Source organism: Roseateles sp. P5_D6 (genome assembly GCF_054049415.1).
The window spans coordinates 334,990-353,554 of record NZ_JBFUMK010000004.1 but is presented as its reverse complement, the minus strand read 5'-3'; the positions used below and the strand labels follow the sequence as shown (position 1 = coordinate 353,554).

16 protein-coding genes are annotated in these 18,565 nt (G+C 68.3%); 7 read left to right on the top strand and 9 right to left on the bottom strand.

Annotated elements, in window-relative coordinates:
- Positions 1-92 precede the first annotated feature (92 nt).
- Positions 93-512 (top strand): hypothetical protein, encoded by a 420-nt coding sequence (locus ACXJKM_RS07465; RefSeq protein ID WP_457322861.1) that lies wholly within the window; start codon positions 93-95, stop codon positions 510-512.
- On the opposite strand, the gene ACXJKM_RS07460 is transcribed toward ACXJKM_RS07465, so the two are convergent.
- Positions 509-3,835 (bottom strand): P-loop NTPase fold protein, encoded by a 3,327-nt coding sequence (locus ACXJKM_RS07460; RefSeq protein ID WP_457351338.1) that lies wholly within the window; start codon positions 3,833-3,835, stop codon positions 509-511. The two genes, ACXJKM_RS07465 and ACXJKM_RS07460, sit on opposite strands and share 4 nt — an antisense overlap.
- A gap of 133 nt (positions 3,836-3,968) precedes the next feature.
- Between ACXJKM_RS07460 and ACXJKM_RS07455 the strand changes: the two genes are divergently transcribed.
- From ACXJKM_RS07455 to ACXJKM_RS07445, 3 genes are all read left to right on the top strand, one after another.
- The gene (locus ACXJKM_RS07455; protein WP_457351336.1) at positions 3,969-4,391 is read left to right on the top strand and encodes a copper chaperone PCu(A)C; all 423 of its coding nucleotides are present in this window, start codon (positions 3,969-3,971) and stop codon (positions 4,389-4,391) included.
- Positions 4,392-4,394: 3 nt separating this feature from the next.
- Entirely contained in the window at positions 4,395-4,799 is a 405-nt protein-coding gene (locus tag ACXJKM_RS07450; protein ID WP_457351334.1) for a DUF1801 domain-containing protein, read from the top strand.
- 68 nt (positions 4,800-4,867) lie between these two features.
- Positions 4,868-5,401 (top strand): hypothetical protein, encoded by a 534-nt coding sequence (locus ACXJKM_RS07445; RefSeq protein ID WP_457351332.1) that lies wholly within the window; start codon positions 4,868-4,870, stop codon positions 5,399-5,401.
- 5 nt (positions 5,402-5,406) lie between these two features.
- Here the strand turns inward: ACXJKM_RS07445 and ACXJKM_RS07440 are convergent, their stop codons facing one another.
- From ACXJKM_RS07440 to ACXJKM_RS07405, 8 genes are all read right to left on the bottom strand, one after another.
- Positions 5,407-6,303 (bottom strand): alpha/beta fold hydrolase, encoded by an 897-nt coding sequence (locus tag ACXJKM_RS07440; protein WP_457351330.1) that lies wholly within the window; start codon positions 6,301-6,303, stop codon positions 5,407-5,409.
- 6 nt (positions 6,304-6,309) lie between these two features.
- On the bottom strand, positions 6,310-6,906 hold the full coding sequence (locus tag ACXJKM_RS07435; RefSeq protein WP_457351328.1) for an ATP-dependent Clp protease proteolytic subunit: 597 nt from the start codon (positions 6,904-6,906) through the stop codon (positions 6,310-6,312).
- Positions 6,907-6,977: 71 nt separating this feature from the next.
- A complete protein-coding gene (locus ACXJKM_RS07430) occupies positions 6,978-7,745 on the bottom strand; it encodes a DUF4184 family protein (RefSeq protein WP_457324301.1) in 768 nt (255 codons plus the stop codon).
- A 76-nt stretch (positions 7,746-7,821) separates the two neighbouring features.
- On the bottom strand, positions 7,822-8,568 hold the full coding sequence (locus tag ACXJKM_RS07425; protein ID WP_457351326.1) for an esterase/lipase family protein: 747 nt from the start codon (positions 8,566-8,568) through the stop codon (positions 7,822-7,824).
- A gap of 203 nt (positions 8,569-8,771) precedes the next feature.
- Positions 8,772-10,376 (bottom strand): wax ester/triacylglycerol synthase family O-acyltransferase, encoded by a 1,605-nt coding sequence (locus ACXJKM_RS07420; protein ID WP_457351324.1) that lies wholly within the window; start codon positions 10,374-10,376, stop codon positions 8,772-8,774.
- 130 nt (positions 10,377-10,506) lie between these two features.
- Complete coding sequence (locus ACXJKM_RS07415; RefSeq protein WP_056191618.1) at positions 10,507-10,836, bottom strand: PspC domain-containing protein; 330 nt, start codon at positions 10,834-10,836, stop codon at positions 10,507-10,509.
- A 105-nt stretch (positions 10,837-10,941) separates the two neighbouring features.
- The gene (locus tag ACXJKM_RS07410) at positions 10,942-12,747 is read right to left on the bottom strand and encodes an ABC transporter substrate-binding protein (protein WP_457351322.1); all 1,806 of its coding nucleotides are present in this window, start codon (positions 12,745-12,747) and stop codon (positions 10,942-10,944) included.
- Complete coding sequence (locus ACXJKM_RS07405) at positions 12,747-14,555, bottom strand: ABC transporter substrate-binding protein (RefSeq protein WP_457351320.1); 1,809 nt, start codon at positions 14,553-14,555, stop codon at positions 12,747-12,749. The genes ACXJKM_RS07410 and ACXJKM_RS07405 overlap by 1 nt, the downstream gene beginning before the upstream one ends.
- A gap of 143 nt (positions 14,556-14,698) precedes the next feature.
- Between ACXJKM_RS07405 and ACXJKM_RS07400 the strand changes: the two genes are divergently transcribed.
- The 3 genes from ACXJKM_RS07400 (at position 14,699) to ACXJKM_RS07390 (ending at position 18,460) form a co-directional block, all read left to right on the top strand.
- Positions 14,699-15,637: an ABC transporter permease gene (locus tag ACXJKM_RS07400; RefSeq protein ID WP_457351318.1), complete on the top strand. Its 939-nt coding sequence runs from the start codon at positions 14,699-14,701 to the stop codon at positions 15,635-15,637.
- A complete protein-coding gene (locus tag ACXJKM_RS07395; protein WP_457351316.1) occupies positions 15,634-16,689 on the top strand; it encodes an ABC transporter permease in 1,056 nt (351 codons plus the stop codon). The genes ACXJKM_RS07400 and ACXJKM_RS07395 overlap by 4 nt, the downstream gene beginning before the upstream one ends.
- 85 nt (positions 16,690-16,774) lie before the next feature.
- A complete protein-coding gene (locus tag ACXJKM_RS07390; RefSeq protein WP_457351314.1) occupies positions 16,775-18,460 on the top strand; it encodes an ABC transporter ATP-binding protein in 1,686 nt (561 codons plus the stop codon).
- The last annotated feature ends 105 nt before the right edge of the window (positions 18,461-18,565 follow it).

Here is an 18,565-nt window from a genome sequence, read left to right as displayed (position 1 = left end):
GCCCTGTGCTGAGGGTGGGCGGCATCTGCTTCCCACCGCGGCCAACCCCTCTGTCACCTCACGAAGAGCATCGAGGAGATGGCGAAAGAAACGTGAAGCGGCTGCTGGAATTGAGCGGCATCTGTCAGTCGCAGCAGAAGGCCTGGGCGGGTGTTTGGCCGAGCTGTGACCGTCACGCCTTAGCGCACAACGGTAAGGCTTTGTTGAGCCCGGTTGACGCTGCAGGGATTGCTCACAGCGCGGTGGCGCTGGATGGCCGGGTGCAGGCAGCGCGAGGCGCGCATGCTGGCCCTTCTGCAGCGGGAGGCTGCGGCGCGAACCCAGGCCTTCAACATTTGCTCAAGCCGCCCAGCCTGCTGATGAGCGCCCTGTTGACCGATGACAAGATCAAGTTCAGCTCGGGCCGCGCCCAGCCCGCCGAGCAGGCGGGCCCAGCCCGCGCTGCAATGGGATGGGTACACGCAGACGGGCTTGCCTTGCTGTTGTCGGGCAGCGTGCCCGCCCTCTCCTAGCGCTGCCAGGTGTGCCAGGCATGCCCCGAAGCCAGCGAGTAGCGGGCCACCTCCTGCGGCTCACGCGCAAATGCGCCCACGGTGTGCAGGATGCCGATGGATGCCAGCAGCTCGGCGGTCTGCCGCCAGGCGTCGGTCACGCGCAGGGGTTCGTCATTGGGCGGCACGCGCGCCTTCAGGGCGTCGATCAGGCGCATGCCGCCGTTGTCGAAAGGCGTGGTCCCTTCATGAATGCCGCGCAACAGTTCGTTGGCGACGAGCGGGCGGCCGAACAGGATGGCCAGCATCACGAGGCAGGTGGTGGAGCGGCGACCGCTTTCGAAGGCATCGAGTTCGTCGGCCGACTTGCTCGCCTTGATGACGCGATAGACGTTGACCAGCCGCTTGGTCAGGCGCGGCGTGCCAAGCAACGGCGCCAGGGACACGATGAGTTCGCGCTCCTGGGCGCCGATGGTGATGGCGCGGGCGGTTCGCGGCTGTTGCGGCGCGACGGCCGCGGCGGAGCCCTGCGGCACCGGTGGCTGCGGCGGCGTCGGGACTTCGGCAGAAGTGGGCGCAACGGGCAGCGACGACGCGTCGCTCGGGGCCAGGGGCGCCGCGGCCGCAGCGGGCGCGAGCCCGGCCGCCTCGGACGGCGTGGACAGGGCTTGCCCTGCCAGGGCGTCGACGTAGTCGCGCAGATGGGTGGCCCGCATCGGCGCCAGGGCGTAGGTGATCTGGAAGATCTTCTCCAGGTAGTTCTGCGGCGTCGATTCGCGCAGGCCGTCGGCGTCGGCCGCGTGGACCGTGCCCAGCAGTTCGCTGTAGTGCACCTCCAGCGCACGCGTCAGCCAGCGCGAATCCACCGCCACGACGACGACGAACAGGTCCAGCGCCAGCAGCAGGTGCACGGCCTCCAGCATGTTCACCACCTGCGCGGGGCGGCAGCGGTCGAGGTCGTCGACGTAGAGCACGATGCGGTCGATGGGCTTGATCTTCACGGCCCCGTCGGCCGGGGCGGCGGTGTCATCGCCGGCCCCCGGCGTCTCGGCCTTGCGGGCGGCTTCTTCGCGCAGGCGCTTCATGTAGAGCGACAGCTCGCTGAAGTCCTTGTGCACCAGCGAAATGATCCCCTGCTGGGAGCGGTAAGGGCTTGACTGCACGCGCTCCTGCAAGAAGCTGCCGAGCCGGTGCGCCGGGTCCAGCGCCACCTGCTGGTTCATCAACTCGGCCAGTTGCGCGCGGGCCACTTTCACCCGCTCTTCGTTGCTTTCCAGTTCGCGGCGCGCGCGCTCGAGCAGTTGCGCCTTCTCGGCGTCGCCCGCGCTGTCGGAGGCCTTCATGTCCTTCAGGCTGCGCTCGAACTCGGACTGGACATGGCCGAGTTGGTCGGCGAGCGCATCCACCTTGCCCTTGGCCAGCTTGAGCGGCGCGATGACCGCACCCACCAGGCCCGCCACCGTCGTGAGCACCTGGGACATATGCTGCTGCCAGGCCGACAGCCGGGCGGCGTCGATCAAAGACAGCCCAAGCCAGGCCAGGGCCAGGCAGGCCGTGACGGGCAAGCCGATGCGCCAGCCGGGCCGCTCGAGCAACGCGGCGCCAATCTGGCGCAGGCGCTGGCCGGACGCCAGCAGGTCGCGCGCGGCCTTGTCCACGTCGTTGATGGTCTGGATGGGAGCACGCCAGCCGGCCGCCAGCGCCAGCTTGTCGATGCGCTGCTTGACCTCCTTGCCGGCCACGTGGGTCAGGGCTAGCAGTTCCTGCCTGGCCTGCAGCTCCTTCTCGGCCTTGGCCAGCGCGATGCGCCCGGTCTCGACCTGGGCCTGCGCTTCGTGCACCGCACCGCGTGCCAGCGCGATCTGCTCACCCAGCTTGGCGCGGGCCTGTTCGGGGTCGATGTTCTCGTCCGTCGCCGACACCGTGCGCCAGATCTCGTCGAAGATGTTCGTGACGAGGCTGGCCCACAGGTTGGTGTCGGACGCATGCCAGGCGTTGAACTCGATCTGCACGACCGACGCATGCAGCTCGGGCCGTTTCTCTTCGAGCAGGCCGCCGATGTGGCGCTTGATCTGCTCGATGAAAAAGGACTTGCCTGAGCCCCAGTCGCCCAGCAGGCCGATGGACAGCGGTGGCTTGACGTCCTTGTCGAGGATGAGTCGCGCGAACGCAGCCGCCTCGGCGCCGATGCCCAGGCGGTCCTCGCCGACATCGTTCTCCACGGCATAGCCGGCACGCGGCTGCTGGGGCAGGGGCACGCCGGCCTCGCGCCACCACAAGGCCCAATCGCTCGGGGGGCGGCTCACGGTGTCGGCCACCACGTAGCGGTACCAGGCATCGCGCAACTGGTCCAGGGCGTCGCGCCCGCCGGCCACGGCGGGCAGCACGGCGTCATCCGGGCAGAGCAACGCCGCCGTGATAAGGTCACGGCCCCAGATCGTGCGGTACTCCGTGCTGCCCTCCATCGGCCGCTGGGCACGTGCAAGCTGCGTGCGCAGCTCGGGTGCCAGCGTCTCGCCGGGCAGCACCGTCGCAGAGGGCGGCGACAGCCCGGGCAGCGGGCCCATCAACTGCCGCAGGCGCTCGAAGGACTGCGAGCCGCTGTTCGCCTGCGCGCGTGCCACTTCCAGGATGTGTAGCGGCGTGATCGGGGCGCTCCCGGCCAGCGCGTGCGCCGTGCTCAGCACGTGGGCCACGTGGCTTTCCATGCGATTCAGATCGAGCTGCCCGTCTTCCGCAGGCGCGGTGGCGGCGACCTCGGGAGTGAAGGTAGAGCCGCTGGCAGGCTGCACGATCGGCGGCGAAAAGCCGTGGGGCCGTGCGGCTTGCAAGGCCTGGGCCCATTCGATGCGGTCGATGCCCAGGGATTGGAAGTCGGCGTCGTGGTAGCCCGGCGTGGCCAGCATGGCCATCAGCACGTCGGCGACGAAACCGGTGCCGGTCGCCGCGCCGCCCAGCTCGATAGCGCGTGTGGCCGAGGCGGAGAAGGACTCAGGCGTGGGCAGTTCCAGCGCGGGCTGGGCGGCCAGCGCGTCGTAGGCCGTGCGGCTTGACTTGGCCAGCCGCAGCAGCGCTTCCAGCGCCTGGCCCGTCGTCTCAAGCCGCTGGCGCAGCCAGCGCCCCGGGCCACCCTCCGTCAGCGACAAACCCAGCAGCAGCGACGCGAACGTGACCTGCGCGTCCTGCGTCCCTTCGTTGATACGGGCGGCCCGGCGCAACGCGTTCAGCAGTTCATCGCTGACCGCGACCTGCGGCCCGGAGCGAGCGCCGGGCGCGCGCAACTGGATCAGCGAATACGTCCCGGCCTCTTGGCCCGGGCCTGGCTCTGCAACGCGCATTTTCATGTCTTCTCCCTGTTTGGGCGCATGTTCTCCGCGGCCCTTGCCGGACGTCAATGCGTTTCCCGCAGCGGGCGCGCGCCGATCAGGGCGAACCCGAACTCGCCACAATGGGGGCCTTCCGTTTCAAGACCAAACCATGCGCCGCCTGCTCATCGCCTCCGCCCTGTTCGCCGCCTTCGCTGCCCAAGCCCAGAGCCCCTTGGTCAGGGTGGACGACCCCTGGGTGCGCGCCACCGTCGCGCCGCAGAAGGCCACCGGCGCCTTCATGCAGCTGACCTCGGCCAAGCCGGCCAAGGTCGTGGCGGCCAGTTCGCCAGTGGCGGCCATGGTCGAGATCCATGAGATGAAGATGGACGACGGCGTCATGAAGATGCGCGCCGTCGATGCGCTGCCGCTGCCCGCCGGCCAGGCCATGGCGCTCAAGCCCGGCAGCTATCACGTCATGCTGATGGGCCTCAAGGGTCCGATCAAGGCCGGCGAGACCGTGCCGCTGACGCTGACCGTCGAGGGCGAGGACAAGCAGCGCACGACGGTCGAGATCAAGGCGCAGGCGCGCTGACGCATGGCGAAGATGTACATCGTTGATGCCGCCGATCCCGACGGCTATGTCGCCGCGCTCGGCGGCTGGCAACAGGCCCAGGTGGTGGCGCTGCGCGCGGCTGCATTGGAGGCAGCGCCCGGGCTCGAGGAGAAGCTCAAGTGGGGCCACCTCGTCTATTTCAGCAACGGCCCGGTGCTTCTGATCCGCGCCGAGCCCGAGCGCGTGCTGTTCGGCTTCTGGCGCGGCAAGCGGCTGCTGCATTTGGAGCCGCGCATGCGCGGCGGCGGCAAGTTCGAGCTGCGCACGCTGGAGCTGCAAGAGGACACGCCGTTTGACCGCGAGACCGCGCTAGGCCTGGTGAAAGCCGCCGTCGCGCTGAACGCCGAACTGGGCAACCCGCAGCGGGCGAGCGTCGCGGGCCAGTGAAAGCGGCGTAAAGCCCGTTCAGTTCTGGCCAGGGTTGCCGATACCCCATGATTACTCCGGAGTTGCCCATGGTCGCCGCCGTCAACACCCAAGCCCCGGCCAGTCCCCTGACTAGCGGCGCCTCTGCCGGCCGCACCGAGCAGCCCGCCAAGGAGCTGGACAGCGGCAACCTGCAGGACGTGGTCGTCAAGATTTCAACGGAGGGCGCGAAGCGGGCCGGCACTGCCACCCAGGCCGCCCAGGCGGCGCCCAGTGCCCAGGGTCTTCCGGCCCGGCCGGACGATGGCGGCGACGTCCAGGTGACAGCACAGCAACTACAGGCCAGCGCGCCCAAGGCGCCCCCGGCTGATGCCAGTGGCGGCGGTGCGGCGCCTGCCGGCGGCGAGACGCCCGCGGTCAGCACCAGCACCAGTCAAACCTATGAGCCGGCCGATACCGACGAGGACGGCACGGTCTCCCCGATGGAGCGGCAGGCCTACGAGGCCAAGCTGGCCGACGAGAAGGCCGCCGCCCAGGCGGAGAAAAGCGCGCGCGCCGCCGAGGCCGACGCTGCGGTCAGGGCCTACGAGGCGGTCGAGCAGCTGGGCGGCGCCGAGGGCTGAGGCCCTCAGGCCCGGGCCGCATTGGCCGCGATTTCGGCGGCCAGCCGTGGCCACAGCACCTCCGGCAGGTCGTGCCCCCAGCCGGAAATGGTTTCCAGCCGCGCGCCGGGAATGCGCTTGGCCAGGTCATGCGCCGCGGCGACCGGGATCAGCGCGTCGTCCTCGCCGTGGACGATGAGGGTGGGCGCCGTGATGCGCGGCAGCCGCTCGGCGCGGTGCACATCGGCGGCGACGGCCACGATCTGGCGAGCGACTGCCTGGGGCCGGAAGGACCGCTTCACGCCGCGCGCGAGGCGCTCGCGCAACTGGCTGGGTTCGGGTGGGTAGCCGGGGCTGCCGATGATGCCGTAGAGGCTGGCGTAGTGGTCGAGGACGTTCTCGAACTTCTGCTGCGGCGTCGTGGCCGGCCGCGGGCGCGACAGCAGCGCACGGCGCACCTTCAGGCTCTCCTTGGGCACGCTGCGGTCGCCACTGGTCGTCATCATCAGCGTCAGGCTCTTCAGCCGCTGGCCATGCGAAAAACCCAGATGCTGGGCCACCATGCCGCCCATGGACGCACCGCAGACATGGGCCTTGGCAATGCCCAGTGCGTCCATCACACCGACGGTGTCGCGTGCCAGGTCGCTGAGCTGGTAGGGCGCCTTCACCGGCAGCCGCAGCGTGTGCAGCAGGGCCGCCATCGGAATATTGGGCGTGCCGAGCTCATCGAAGGGCTGGCTCAGCCCGACGTCGCGGTTGTCGAAGCGGATGACGCGAAAGCCGCGGGCCACGAGCTCGTCCACAAAGCCCTCGGGCCAGGCGATGAGCTGCATGCCCAGGCCCATGATCAGCAGCAAGGGCTCGCCGTTGTCCGGGCCGTGGATGTCCACTTCGATCTGCACACCGTTGGCCGAGACACGCATCGCGGGTCAGCCCAAGTCCACTTGGCGCTCGATGACGCGCGACACGAGGCCGTAGGCGATGGCCTCTTCGGTGCTCATCCAGAAGTCGCGCTCGATGTCTGAGCGCACGCGCTCCAGCGGCTGGCCGGTCTCGCGCGAGATCGTGGTGGCGAGACGCTCACGCGCGCGCAGGATCTCCTTGGCCTGGATGGCGATGTCGCTGGCCTGGCCGCCAGCGCCGCCGGCAGGCTGGTGGATCATGAAGCGCGTGTTGGGCAGCGCGAAGCGGCGTTCCTTGGGCACGGCCAGATAGATGTGGGTGCCGGCGCTGGCGACCCAACCGGTGCCGACCACGTTCACCGGTGCGCGCACGAAGCGGATCATGTCGTGGATGGCGTCACCGCTCTCCACATGGCCACCAGGGGAAGAGATCAGCAGCGTGATCGGCGCATCGGAGTCCTGCGACAGGGCCAGCAGCCGGCGGCAGGTGGCGTGCGCCATCTTGTCGTCGATCTCGCCAAAGATCATCACGAAGCGGCCCTTGAAGAGCAGCTGCTCTTCCATCTTCTCGGGGGCTTCTTTCTTGGCGGCCTTGTCTTCGGCGGCGAGGGTGTGGTGTTGCATGGTCGGGGGTCCGGGTTAAGGGCGATACCTTACCGCGAGATGCGGGAGCGGGTTGAATATGGGTTCAAGGGTCAGGCGTCGCCCAGGCGGCGCCACCAGGCGACGCTGCCGATGACGAACAGCGTGGCGAAGCAACTGGTGCTCCAGACGACCGTGCGCACCAGCCGGCGCATCGGGTAGCCGGGCAGCGTGTCGGGCGTAAGGGCCCAGGCGGACTGTGCGCCGACCGCGAGCGCCACCGCCAGGCAGGCCCACAGCACGCGGGCGCGCCGCGGGTCCGGCGCTTCCGTGCGGTCGGGCTGCCGGCGCACCACCCGGGCGTAGGCGACGGCAAGGACCAGCGCGCCGGCCACGGTGCTCAGGTGCTGCAGCAGCCGGGCGACCGTCAGCGGCCGGCCCAGGAAGGTCAGCAGTGGCTGGGCCAGCCAGGGCAGCAGGTCGGTGAGTGGCGGCACGGGGTGGGTGAAGAGGTCCCACAGCAGGTGGGTTGCCGCGCCGAGCAGGATGGAGAGCACGGCGACCGCCCAGCGCGCGACGGCCGCTCGCGGCGGCGGCTGTAGCTCACCGCGCACCAACGACCGGTGAGGCTCGGGCAGCAGCACGGTCAGCGGGCGCGGCCACCGCAGCATGAGGCCCAACAACAGCAGGCCGGCCGGCAGACAGACGGTCAGGACCCCCATCGGCGTGTGACAGAAGGCGCGCCAGGGGCCGTGCATGCCGACGTAGTAGCTCAGGTCGGGGGCCATGGCCCCCAGGATCAGGCCGGGAAACGAGAGCCAGCGGGGGCAGAGAGACCGCAGGGGCAGGACGGCTGCGGGGTGGGCGAAGGTCCAGGGCATGGTGGGGTTGTCAACAGCACACAAGAGCACCGTCGTGCATGCTGCACGATGCGTGCCCGACGGGTGGCTGGGCGTTCTACGGCCGCACCGGCGCCTTGTAGAACCACCGCCTCGCCCCCTTGGGCTCAAACGGCTGCCAATCCCCATCCGGCTGCGCCAGCCGGTCTGCCAGCGCATACAGCGCGATCGGGTTCACGCCCAGGCCGATGTGGCTGGCCTGCACCTCGATGTTCTCGGCCAGCGGCGAGGGCGCGTTGACGCTGCAGCGCCAGGCGACGACGCCATCGCTCTTGGAGTAGATGGAGGTCGTCGGCACCGGCGGTGCCTGGCGGATCTGTTCCATCAGCTCCGGGTCGTTGGACGCATGGCCACTGACCATCTCGAAGAAGCGCCAGGCGTTGGTGGCGCGCGGATGGCCGGTGAAGGGCGTGCCCAGCGTGACGACGCAGCGCGCCAGTTCCGGGCATTCCTTGGCCAGCTCGCGGGCATAGATGCCGCCCAGGCTCCAGCCGATCAGGCTGACCTTGCGGCCGTGACGCCGGTGCAGCTCGACGAGGTCGGCCTTGGTCTGCTCCAGCACGCCGGCGCGTGGGCCGAAGTTGAAGCCCTGGCCCCAACCCTGCGTGGTGTAGCCCAGCGAGTCGAGCATGGCGCGCAGTGGTGCCGTGGTGAAGTCATGCGCGCCCAGGCCGGGGAAGACGAGCACGGGATGGCCGTCGCCATGTGGCAGCTTCTTCATCCACGGCATGGTGGCCAGCAGGGCCGCGTACTCCCAGGGCGCGCGGCCCTCCAGCATCAGCAGCCAGGCGTTGGGTGCGCGCAAGTCGGACCAGTCGGGATGAGGGGTGGTAGAGGTCTGGTGCCAGTGTGAGAAACGTGGCGAGCGGGAGGCGGGCATGCGGAAAGCGGGGAACGGGCAGGCCCGGCGATGTTAGCCAGCTGTCGCCTGTTTCCGGGGCGTGCTTGCCCGGGGCTGGGGTGTCGCGTTGGTGACTTCGCATGAGCGGGCGAGCCGCTCATGCGCGATCAGGCCGCAGCGGCTGCTCGTCGCTTGGCGGGTGCCTTCTTCGCTGCGACCTTCTTAGCCGGGGCTTTCTTGGCCGGCGCCTTCTTCACCACCGGCACCGGCTCAGGCTCGACAACCTCCGCCACCGGCAGCGCCTGGAACTCCATGAACGCCGCCTCGACGTACGCCGACAGCTCCGCCGTCTCCGGCAAGGCCTCGCCGCAGGCCATCAGGCCGATGTCCAGCGACTGGTTGTAGGTCTGCACCGTCACGTTCAGCGCCAGGCCGTGCACGGCAATCGACGTGGGGTAGTTGGTCAGCATCTTGGCGCCGGCCAGATACAGCGGCAGCTGTGGCCCGGGCACGTTGGAGATGACGACATTGGCGACGACGGGCAGCTTCTCGGCCACCTTGGCGCGGCCGTAGAGCATGGCGCCGGCCTGCATCAGCCATGGGATGCCCAGGGAGGGGAAGTCGGTCGGCATCAGGCTCTTGAGCTGGCTCATCTGCGCCTTCATGGCCTTGCTGGAGGCCATCACATGGGCCAGGCGCTCGCTCGGGTCGCTCAGGTGCGTGCCCAGGCTCATGAAGGTCATGGTGGCCTGGTTGTTGGACGTGGTGTCGCCGGCAGCGCGTGTGGACACGGGCACGGCGGCGATCAGGCTCTTGCGCGGCAGCGGGCCATGCTTGGCGAAGTAGCGCCGCAGCGCGCCGCCGATGACGAAGAGCACGGCGTCGTTGATGCTGGCGTGGTGGCGCTTGCGCGTGCGGTTCAGCTCGGCCAGCGGCAACGTGACGCCTGAGAAGGAGCGGGTGTCAGACAGGCTCACATTGAAGCGCGTGCGTGGCGCCGGCCCCAGGCTGGAGACAGCTGTCTTGCCGCGCACGACCGCCGTCGTCTGCGCGGCAACGTCGCCCAGCAGCGTGCGCAGCTTGTCGATGGAGGCGCCAGCCGCGGCGCCGCCCGCGTAGCCCATGGCCATGTTGCCGAGGATGTTGGCGGCGCTGGGCAGGGAGCGGGCCAGCTTGACGGTCTGCTTCCATTGCTGCGACACGGCGGCGCGCAGCATGCCGACGGTGCCGAGCTGGCCGCGCTTTTTGCCGCGGGCGGCGATGGCGTCGATGGCACGCGGCTCCGGGCTCAGGTCGAGGATGACCTGAGCCAGCGCGACGGCGGCCTGGCCGTCCACGGCGGCGTGGTGGAGCTGGGTGTACAGGGCCACATGCTGCTGGCCATCGGGACCGGGCTCCAGGCCAGTGAAGACATGGAACTTCCACAGCGGCCGGCTGCGGTCCAGCAGCACGGGGTGCAGGGCGCCGACCTGCGCCTCCAGGTCAGCCATGCCGCTGCCTTCGGGGAGCGGGATCTCGACGATGTGCTCCTCGAGATCGGGGTCGGCATCCACCCAGCCCGGGTTGGACAGGCCCAGCGGCATCGCAACCAGGCGGCGGCGCAGGGCCGGCAGCAGCGGCATGCGCGCCCGCATGTGCTCGCGCAGGTCTTCGACGTAGTCACCGTCGTAGCCGACAGGCAGCTCCAGCAGGTGCAGCGCGCCGACATGCATCGGCATCTGCGGCGTTTCCAGGTAGAGGAAGCTGGCGTCGAGGCCGGCGAGCTGTTTCATCGGGCTGTCTCCTGGTGTATTTATCCCACCCCCTACGGCCTGACGGCCGCCCCCTCAAGGGGGCACTGCCGACGGCCCGGCAAAGCCGGTTCCGTGGCAGTCACTGGAGGCGTCGGCCCAAGGGCCTCTTTCATTCCTCCGGCACGAAGATCCAGAGGAGGACGTACAGGAGTATGCCGCTGCCGAAGGCCAGGAAGAGCACCGTGAAGATCAGGCGCCAGACCCAGGAATCCAGCCCGGTCGTGCGGGCGATGCCGCCGCAGACGCCGCCGACCCAGCGGTCGATGCGGGCGCGGCGCAGGCCGTTGACGGCGCCGACGTTGGGGCCTGCCGCACTGCCTTGGCTCGCCGTGGCCTGGCCGCTGAGCAAGCGGGCCTTGGCGCGGGCGAACTCCTCGTCGTTGAGCACACCGCGTGCATGCAGGTCGGCCAGCTTGTTGAGTTCTTCTGCGTCGTTCATCTTGGGGCTCCTTTCGGGGTTGATGGGACGAAGCCTAGCGGCCTGGCGCGTGCAGGCCAGCGTGTTGCGACAGTCGGTCGAATCTGCAGGACGCGCCCGCGGAAATCAATGGACAGGCTGTTTGCCGGGGTCGATGTCCACGAACTGCCAGAAGTCCTGCCAGAACAGCGGGCGGCGGAAACCGCTCATCCAGGGCTGCTCGATGTCGGTCAGGATGCGGTGGGCATGCACCTTGTAGGGCATGTAGGTCACGGCGATGCGCTTGGCCTCCTTGAACAGGGCCTCGCGCTCGGGGCCGTCAGGCATGGCCTGCATGCGGTCGTAGATCTCGTCGAAGCGCGCGTTCTTGAAGCGCGGCAGGTTCTGCGTGCCCGAAGCGGGGCCGTAGAGGCGCTGCATGGCCTCCTGACCGTCCGACGAGGCCGCCGTCGAGCCCACCGGCCACATCTGGTACTTGCCGGCCTGCGCGGCCTTCATGTTCTCGGGCCACTGCTGGATCTTGACCTGCAGCCGGATGCCAACGGCGCGCAGGGCCTTCTCCCATAGCTCGTCGATGGCGCGGTTGAGCGAGTTGGGCTCGGTGTTGCGCGTGAGGATCAGCGGGCTGCCATCGGGCAGGTCCCGCCAGCCATCGCCGTCCTTGTCGACATAGCCATACATGTCCAGCAGCGCCTTGGCGCGCGCCGGGTCGTAGTCGCTCAWCTCGCTCTTGAACGCGGGGTCGTAGCCGCTGGTGTTGGGCACGATGGGGGCCTGGGCCGGCGTCCCTTGGCCGCGGCGCGCGCTCTTGATTTCCTTGCGCACATCGAAGGCCAGCGAGATCGCACGGCGCAGCGCGATTTTGTCGGGCGTCATGCCGCCGATGACTGGGTCTTCGAGGTTGAAGCAGGTCAGCGTCATGTCGGGCGCCAGCGTGAACACGGCCTGCATGCCGCGCTTGGCCAGGTTGGGTGCGAGCTTGCCGCCCGGCGCGGCCTGGGTGATGAACTCCTCGGGCACCTTCTCGATGAAGTCGTGCTCGTTGTTCAGGAAGGCCAGCCAGCGCGGCTGGTTCTCGACGATGACATCGACGACGACGCGGTCGATCATCGGGATGCGGCGGCCCTTGAACCGCGCGTAGATCGCCTGGGCTTCGGCGTCGCCCGGCGCGGGCTGGGCTTCGTAGTGACGCTCGCGGTAGTCGGGGTTGCGCTCGAACACCATCTGCGAGCTGCGCCGCCACTCCTTGAGCATGAAGGGGCCGGTGCCGACCGGGTGCTCCATGATCTTGTCGCCGTAGAACTCGACCACCTCGCGGGCCACCGCGCCGTAGAGGTCATTGCCGGCAAAGATGGATTCGATCAGACGCGGCCGCGGGCCATTGGTCTTGATCTGCAGCGTGTAGCGGTCCAGCGCCCGCACGCCGGCGATCTCGGTGTCGTAGGAGAAGGGCTGCTTGGTCTTGAGGGCCTTGTCGCGCGCCGCGCCCAGGCCGGTGATGTCCTGGTCCTCGTAGCTCGTCCAGGCCTGCGCGTTGTTGGCCGGGTCGGCAAAGCGCTTGATGCTGTAGACGAAGTCGGCGGCCGTGACTTCGCGCTTTTTGCCCTTGAAGGCCGGGTCGTCGGCGAAGTAGATGCCCGGCTTGACCTTCATCGTGAAGGTCCGGAAGTCGGCGCTGATCTCGGGCTCGCCGACGGCGATCAGCGGCATCAGCCGCGTCGGCCTTGCCAGCGGGTCGAAGGCGTACAGCGTCTCGAAGATGTGGGCGGTGATGCTGCGCGAATAGATGTCCGCCAGGCGCGGCGGGTCGAAGCCGGTCTCGGCGATCTTGAAGGCATAGCGCAGCGTCTTGACCGGCTCGGCCGCGTGTGCAGATTGGGCCGGGGTGAGCAGGGACAGGCAGGCGGTGAGCAGGGCGAGGAGGTGTTTCATCACTTGGCCTTGGGCGTGGCGCTACGGTCGACGTCGATGTACTTCCAGAAGTCGCGCACGAAGATGTTGCGGCTGTAGCCGCGCACCCAGGGCTGGGCCATGTCGGTCCAGATGCGGTGGACGTGGAATTTATAGGGTGCGTAGGCCACCATCAGGCGCTGGGCCTCCTGCATGGCAGCCCGGCGCTCGAGGCCGTCGGGCAGGGCCTTCTGGCGGTCGTAGAGGGCTTCGAAGGCAGGCAGATCGAAGCGGGCCTTGTTGGCATTGCCTTTGGACTTGCTGGAACCCAGCGCCAGGAAGGTATCGCCATCGGGCGTCGTGCCCACCCAGCCGACGCCCCACATCTGCAACTTGCCGGCGTTGGCGGCCTTGAGCTGCTCGGGCCATTTGGCGATCTTGAAGACCATGTGCACGCCCAGCGCCTCCATGTTTTTCTGCCACTGCTCGGCGAGCTGGCGGAAGGTGCTGTCGGGCGAAGTGGCGTACTCCAGCAACAGCGGCTTGCCGTCGGGCTGGTCGCGCCAGCCGTCGCCGTCCTTGTCGGTGTAGCCGTAGAGGTCGAGCAGAGCCTTGGCCTTGGCGGGGTCGAACTCGCTCATCTCCGTCTTCATTGCCGGGTCATGGCCGAAGGCGACCGCCGGGATGCCGTTCTGGCTTTTGACGGCCTGGCCGCGGCGCACGAGGCGGATCTCCTTGTCCAGGTCCACGGCCAGATTGATGGCGCGGCGCAGCGCGATCTTGTCGGGCGTATAGCCACCGACGACCGGGTCTTCCATGTTGAAGTAGGACACCGCGACGTCGGCGCGCGGGTAGCGCGTCATGGACAGGCCCTGCTTGACGAGATTGGGGGCGAGATGGTTGTTGGGCATCGCGATGCTGGCGAACTCGGGCGGCACCTCCTCGATGACGTCGAACTCACCGCGCAGGAAAGCCAGCCAGCGGGGTTGCGCCTCCTCGATGATGTCGATTTCGACGCGGTCCACCATCGGCAGCTTGCGGCCCTGCAGCGCCGCCACCTCGCCTTTCACGCGCGGGTCGGCCTCGGGAGGGGTGGTCTCGGCGTAACGAACGTCGCGGAAGTTCGGGTTCTTCTCCAGCACGATGCGCGAGCTGCGCCGCCATTCGGCCAGCCGGAAGGCATTGGTGCCAACCGGATGCTCCATGATCTTGTCGCCGTAGAACTCGACGACCTCGCGCGCCACGGCGCCGAGGAAGCCGGCATCACTGAACTGGTAGATGAAGCGCGGGTCCCCGACGCCCAGCTTGACCTGGAAGGTGTAGCGGTCCAGCACCTTCAGGCCCTCGACCTCGCGGTCGTAGTCGAAGGGCTTCTTGGCCTTCATGAGCTCGCGGCGCAGCTCCGACAGGCCCATGATCTTGGCGTTCTCCAGCAGGTAGAGGTTGCCGCTCTTGAGCTTGGGGTCGTAGTGGCGCTTGATCGAGTAGACGTAGTCGGCCGCGACCAGTTCGCGCTTGGCGCCCTTGAAGGCCGGGTCATCGCAGAAGAGGATGCCGGGCTGGACTCGGAAGGTGAGCGTCTTGAAGTCGGCGCTGATCTCGGGCATCTCCGTCAGCGTGGCCGGGCGCAGCTTGAAGGGGCGGGCGCCGAAGTCGTACTCCAGCGGCGCGTCCAGGATGCCCGCCACGACCGCCTTGGAGTAGGTGTCGGTGATCTGGGCAGGGTCAAAGCCGGTCTCGGCGGACTTGAAGGCGTAGCGCAGCACCTTTTCTTGTGCCGGACTCTGGGCCTGGGCAGCTTGGAGAGCGCAGGCCAGCAGCAGGGCGGTCAGCAGGGAGGGAAGCTTCATCGCAACGTGCGCGGGGTGGCAGGAAAGTCGCGGAGTCTAGTGAAACCGTCAACGCAAAGCCGAAGGTGACTCGCATAGACTCCGCCCCGTTCTCTCGTGTAACCCCGCACCCACGGCGGGGTTTGTGGTTTCTGGAGCCCTGAATGGCGGCCTATCTGATCCGACGCCTGTGGCAGATGATCCCGACCCTGCTCGGTGTCGTGCTGCTGGTGTTCTTCCTCTTCAAGTACTTCGGCAGCGACCCGGCCATCATCCTCGGCGGCCTGAACGCCAGCCCGGAGCAGATCGAGTCCATCCGCGAGCAGCTCGGGCTGAACAAGCCGGTCTGGGAGCAGCTGTGGATCTTCATCAAGCAGATCGTCAGCTTCGACTGGGGCAAGAGCTGGGCGACCAACGAATCGGTCGCCAACCTGTTCGCCACCCGGCTGCCGGCCACGCTGACGGTGACGCTGCCCATCCTCATTCTCGAGGTGATGCTGGCCATCCCCTTCGCGCTGGCCGTGGCGACCGTGCGCGGCAGCCTGACCGACCGCACGGTGATGATCTGCACGACCGTGGCAGTGTCCATCTCGCTGCTGGTCTACGTCATCTTGGCGCAGTACCTTTTCGCCTTCCGCCTGGGTTGGTTCCCCGTGCAGGGCTGGACGAGCAGCCACTGGACCAACCTGACCACCTACGCGCCGCTGCCGGTGCTGGTCGCCGTGGCCGTGTCGATGGCGCCGCAGATCCGGCTGTACCGCAGCTTCTTCCTCGACGAAATTGGCCACGACTATGTGCGCACCGCGCGCGCCAAGGGCATGACCGAGGGCACGGTGCTGCTCAAGCATGTGCTGCGCAACGCCATGATCCCCATCCTGACCAACGTCTCGGTGCTGCTGCCGGGCGTGTTGGTGGGCAGCTTCCTCATCGAGGTGTTCTTCTCCATTCCGGGCCTGGGCCGCGAGCTGCTGCTGGCGGTCAACCGCGGCGACTACCCGGTCATCCAGGCCTTCGCCATCTACCTGGCCGCACTGACGATGACCGTCAACCTTGTCGTCGACCTGCTCTACAAGATGGTCGACCCGCGCGTGGTGCTGAAATGACCGCGGTCTCCAACTCCTCCGGCCCGGTCCTGGCCGCAAAATCTTCGAGCGGCGGCGTCTGGGCCGCCGCGTGGCGGCGCCTCAAGACCGACCGCGTCGGCGTCGTGTCGATGTGGGTCGTCGGTGCCTTCCTCGTCCTGGTGCTGCTGGCGGCCACCAAGCTGCTGGCCTCAGGCTGGCAGCAGGAGGTCGGCGTGCCCAACGCGCCGCCCACGCTGCTCGGGCCCCAGCCGCAGGAAGACACCGGCACCATCGCCACGCCCAAGGGCCCCAACGTCGACCTGTCCGACATCGACCCGCTGGCGCCGCGCTACGCCGAGTGGGCGGAGCGCGCCAAGGCCTTCAAGACCGAGGAGGCGCCCAGGGCCGAGACCCTGCCGCTGGGCGGCGACCGCCTGGGCCGCGACGTGCTGGCCAAGGTCATCAAGGGGGCCGAGGTGTCCATCGTCGTCGGCCTGGCGGCGGCCCTCGTCGCGACGCTGATCGGCACCGTGCTGGGCGCCATCTCGGGCTTCTTCGGCGGCAAGGTCGGCGACCTGCTGGAGTGGGTCTACAACGTCTTCACCGCCATCCCCAGCATCTTGCTGATCTTCGCTTTCGCGGCCATCTTCCCGCGCGGCGTCGGCGCGGTCGTCTCGATCCTGGCGCTGACGGGCTGGACGGGCATCTACCGCCTCATCCGCGCCGAATTCATGAAGCACCGCGTGCGCGAGTACGTGCGCTCGGCCGAAGCCATCGGCGCCTCGCAGGCCTCGCGCATGTTCAAGCACATCCTGCCCAATGTGTCGCACGTGGCGCTGGTGCAGCTGTCGCTGCACGTCGTCAGCTTCATCAAGAGCGAGGTCATCCTGAGCTACCTCGGCCTGGGCGTCGGCGTCGACCAGGTGTCCTGGGGCACCATGCTGGCCGAGGCACAGAACGAAATGATCCTCGGCTATTGGTGGCAGCTGGCCGCCGTGACGGCCTGCATGGCCGTTTTCGTCACCGCGTTCGCACTGTTCACCGACGCGCTGCGCGATGCGCTGGACCCGAAGCTGCGAGGCCTGGAATGAAACAGATGCCCCCACGCTTCACTTTGTTCGCTGCCCCCCGAGGGGGCGCGGCCTGCCCTTGGGGCGGCCCGGCGGGAGGCCAGCCATGCTGCTAAGCATCCAAGATCTCAAAGTCGCCTTTCGCATGGGCAAGCAGAACGGCGCCATGCAGCGCACGCTCGCCGTCAAGGGCGTCAGCTTCGACGTGCCGGAGAACAGCACCGTGGCGCTGGTCGGCGAGTCGGGCTCGGGCAAGAGCGTCACGGCCATGTCCGTGCTCAACCTGCTGCCCAGCAATGCCGAGCGCGAAGGGCGCATCCTGTTCCAGGGCCGCGACCTGCTGCAGGCTTCCCTGCGCGATCTGCAGGCCATCCGCGGCCGCGACATCGCCTGCGTCTTCCAGGACCCGATGAGCTCGCTGAACCCGGTCTTCGACGTGGCCACGCAGATCTGCGAGCCGCTGATGAAGCACATGGGCATGAGCCGCCGCCAGGCCCTGGTGCGTGCCGAGGAGCTGCTCAACGAGGTCGGCATCCCCGAGCCCAAGCGGCGCCTGAAGGCCTATCCGCACGAGATGTCCGGCGGTCAGCAGCAGCGCGTGATGATCGCCGTGGCCCTGGCCTGCAGCCCGAAGCTGCTGATCGCCGACGAGCCGACGACGGCGCTGGACGTGACCATCCAGCGCCAGGTCATGGAGCTGATGGCGCGGCTCAAGGAGAGCCACAAGATGAGCCTGCTCTTCATCTCCCACGACCTCGGCGTCGTCGGCGAGATCTCGGACCAGGTCGTCGTCATGCGCCACGGCCAGGTGCGCGAGAACGCACCGGTGGCGCAGATCTTCAACGACCCGCAGGACGCCTACACCAAGGCCCTGCTGGCCTGCCGGCCGTCGCTGACGGAGAACCCGGCGCGGCTGATGGTCATCGACGACCACATCGCCGGCCGGGCGGCAAGCAACGACGCGAAGGTGAAGGACGACAGCGCGCCCGTCATCATGGAAGTGACCGGCCTGCAGAAAAGCTTCTGGCTCAAGGACGGCCTGTTCGGCAAGCGCGAGTTCAAGGCCGTCAAGGGCGTCAACTTCAAGCTGCGCAAGGGCCACACGCTGGGCGTGGTCGGCGAGTCGGGCTCGGGCAAGACGACCATGGGCCTGACGCTGCTGCGCCTGCATGAGCCCACCGGCGGCCAGGTGCTGTTCGAAGGCAAGGACCTCTTGAAGATGAGCGGTGCCGACTGGCAGCAGATGCGCCGCCGCATCCAGGTCGTGTTCCAGAACCCCTATGCCTCGCTGAACCCGCGCTTCACCATCGGCCAGACGCTGCGCGAGCCGATGGAGATCCACGGCATCGGCACCAGCACCGCCGACCGCGAGGCCCGTGCCGTCGCCCTGTTGAAGAAGGTGGGCCTGGACGAGAGCGCAATGGCCAAGTACCCGCACGAGTTCTCGGGCGGCCAGCGCCAGCGCATCGCCATCGCGCGCTGCCTGACGCTGCAGCCCGAGGTGCTGGTACTGGACGAGGCGGTGTCGGCGCTGGACGTGTCGGTGCAGGCCCAGGTGCTCAACCTGCTGAAGGACCTGCAGGACGAATTCGGCCTGAGCTACATCTTCATCAGCCACGACCTGGCCGTCGTCAAGTTCATCTCCGACGAGGTGCTGGTGATGCAGAACGGCGACGTTGTCGAGCAGGCACCCACGCGCGAGATCATCCAGGCCCCGCGTGAGGATTACACGCGCCGCCTGCTTGGCGCGGTGCCGCGCGGATATCAGGGGCCCGGCGCCCGACCGGCCTAGCCTGGCGATTCTTACGGTTGCGTGTAATTTCAACGGTCTCTGACGTGGGATCCGCAACAGCCAGGCCGAACCGCGCTGAAATCAGCAGCGCGGCCCGGCAAGCCC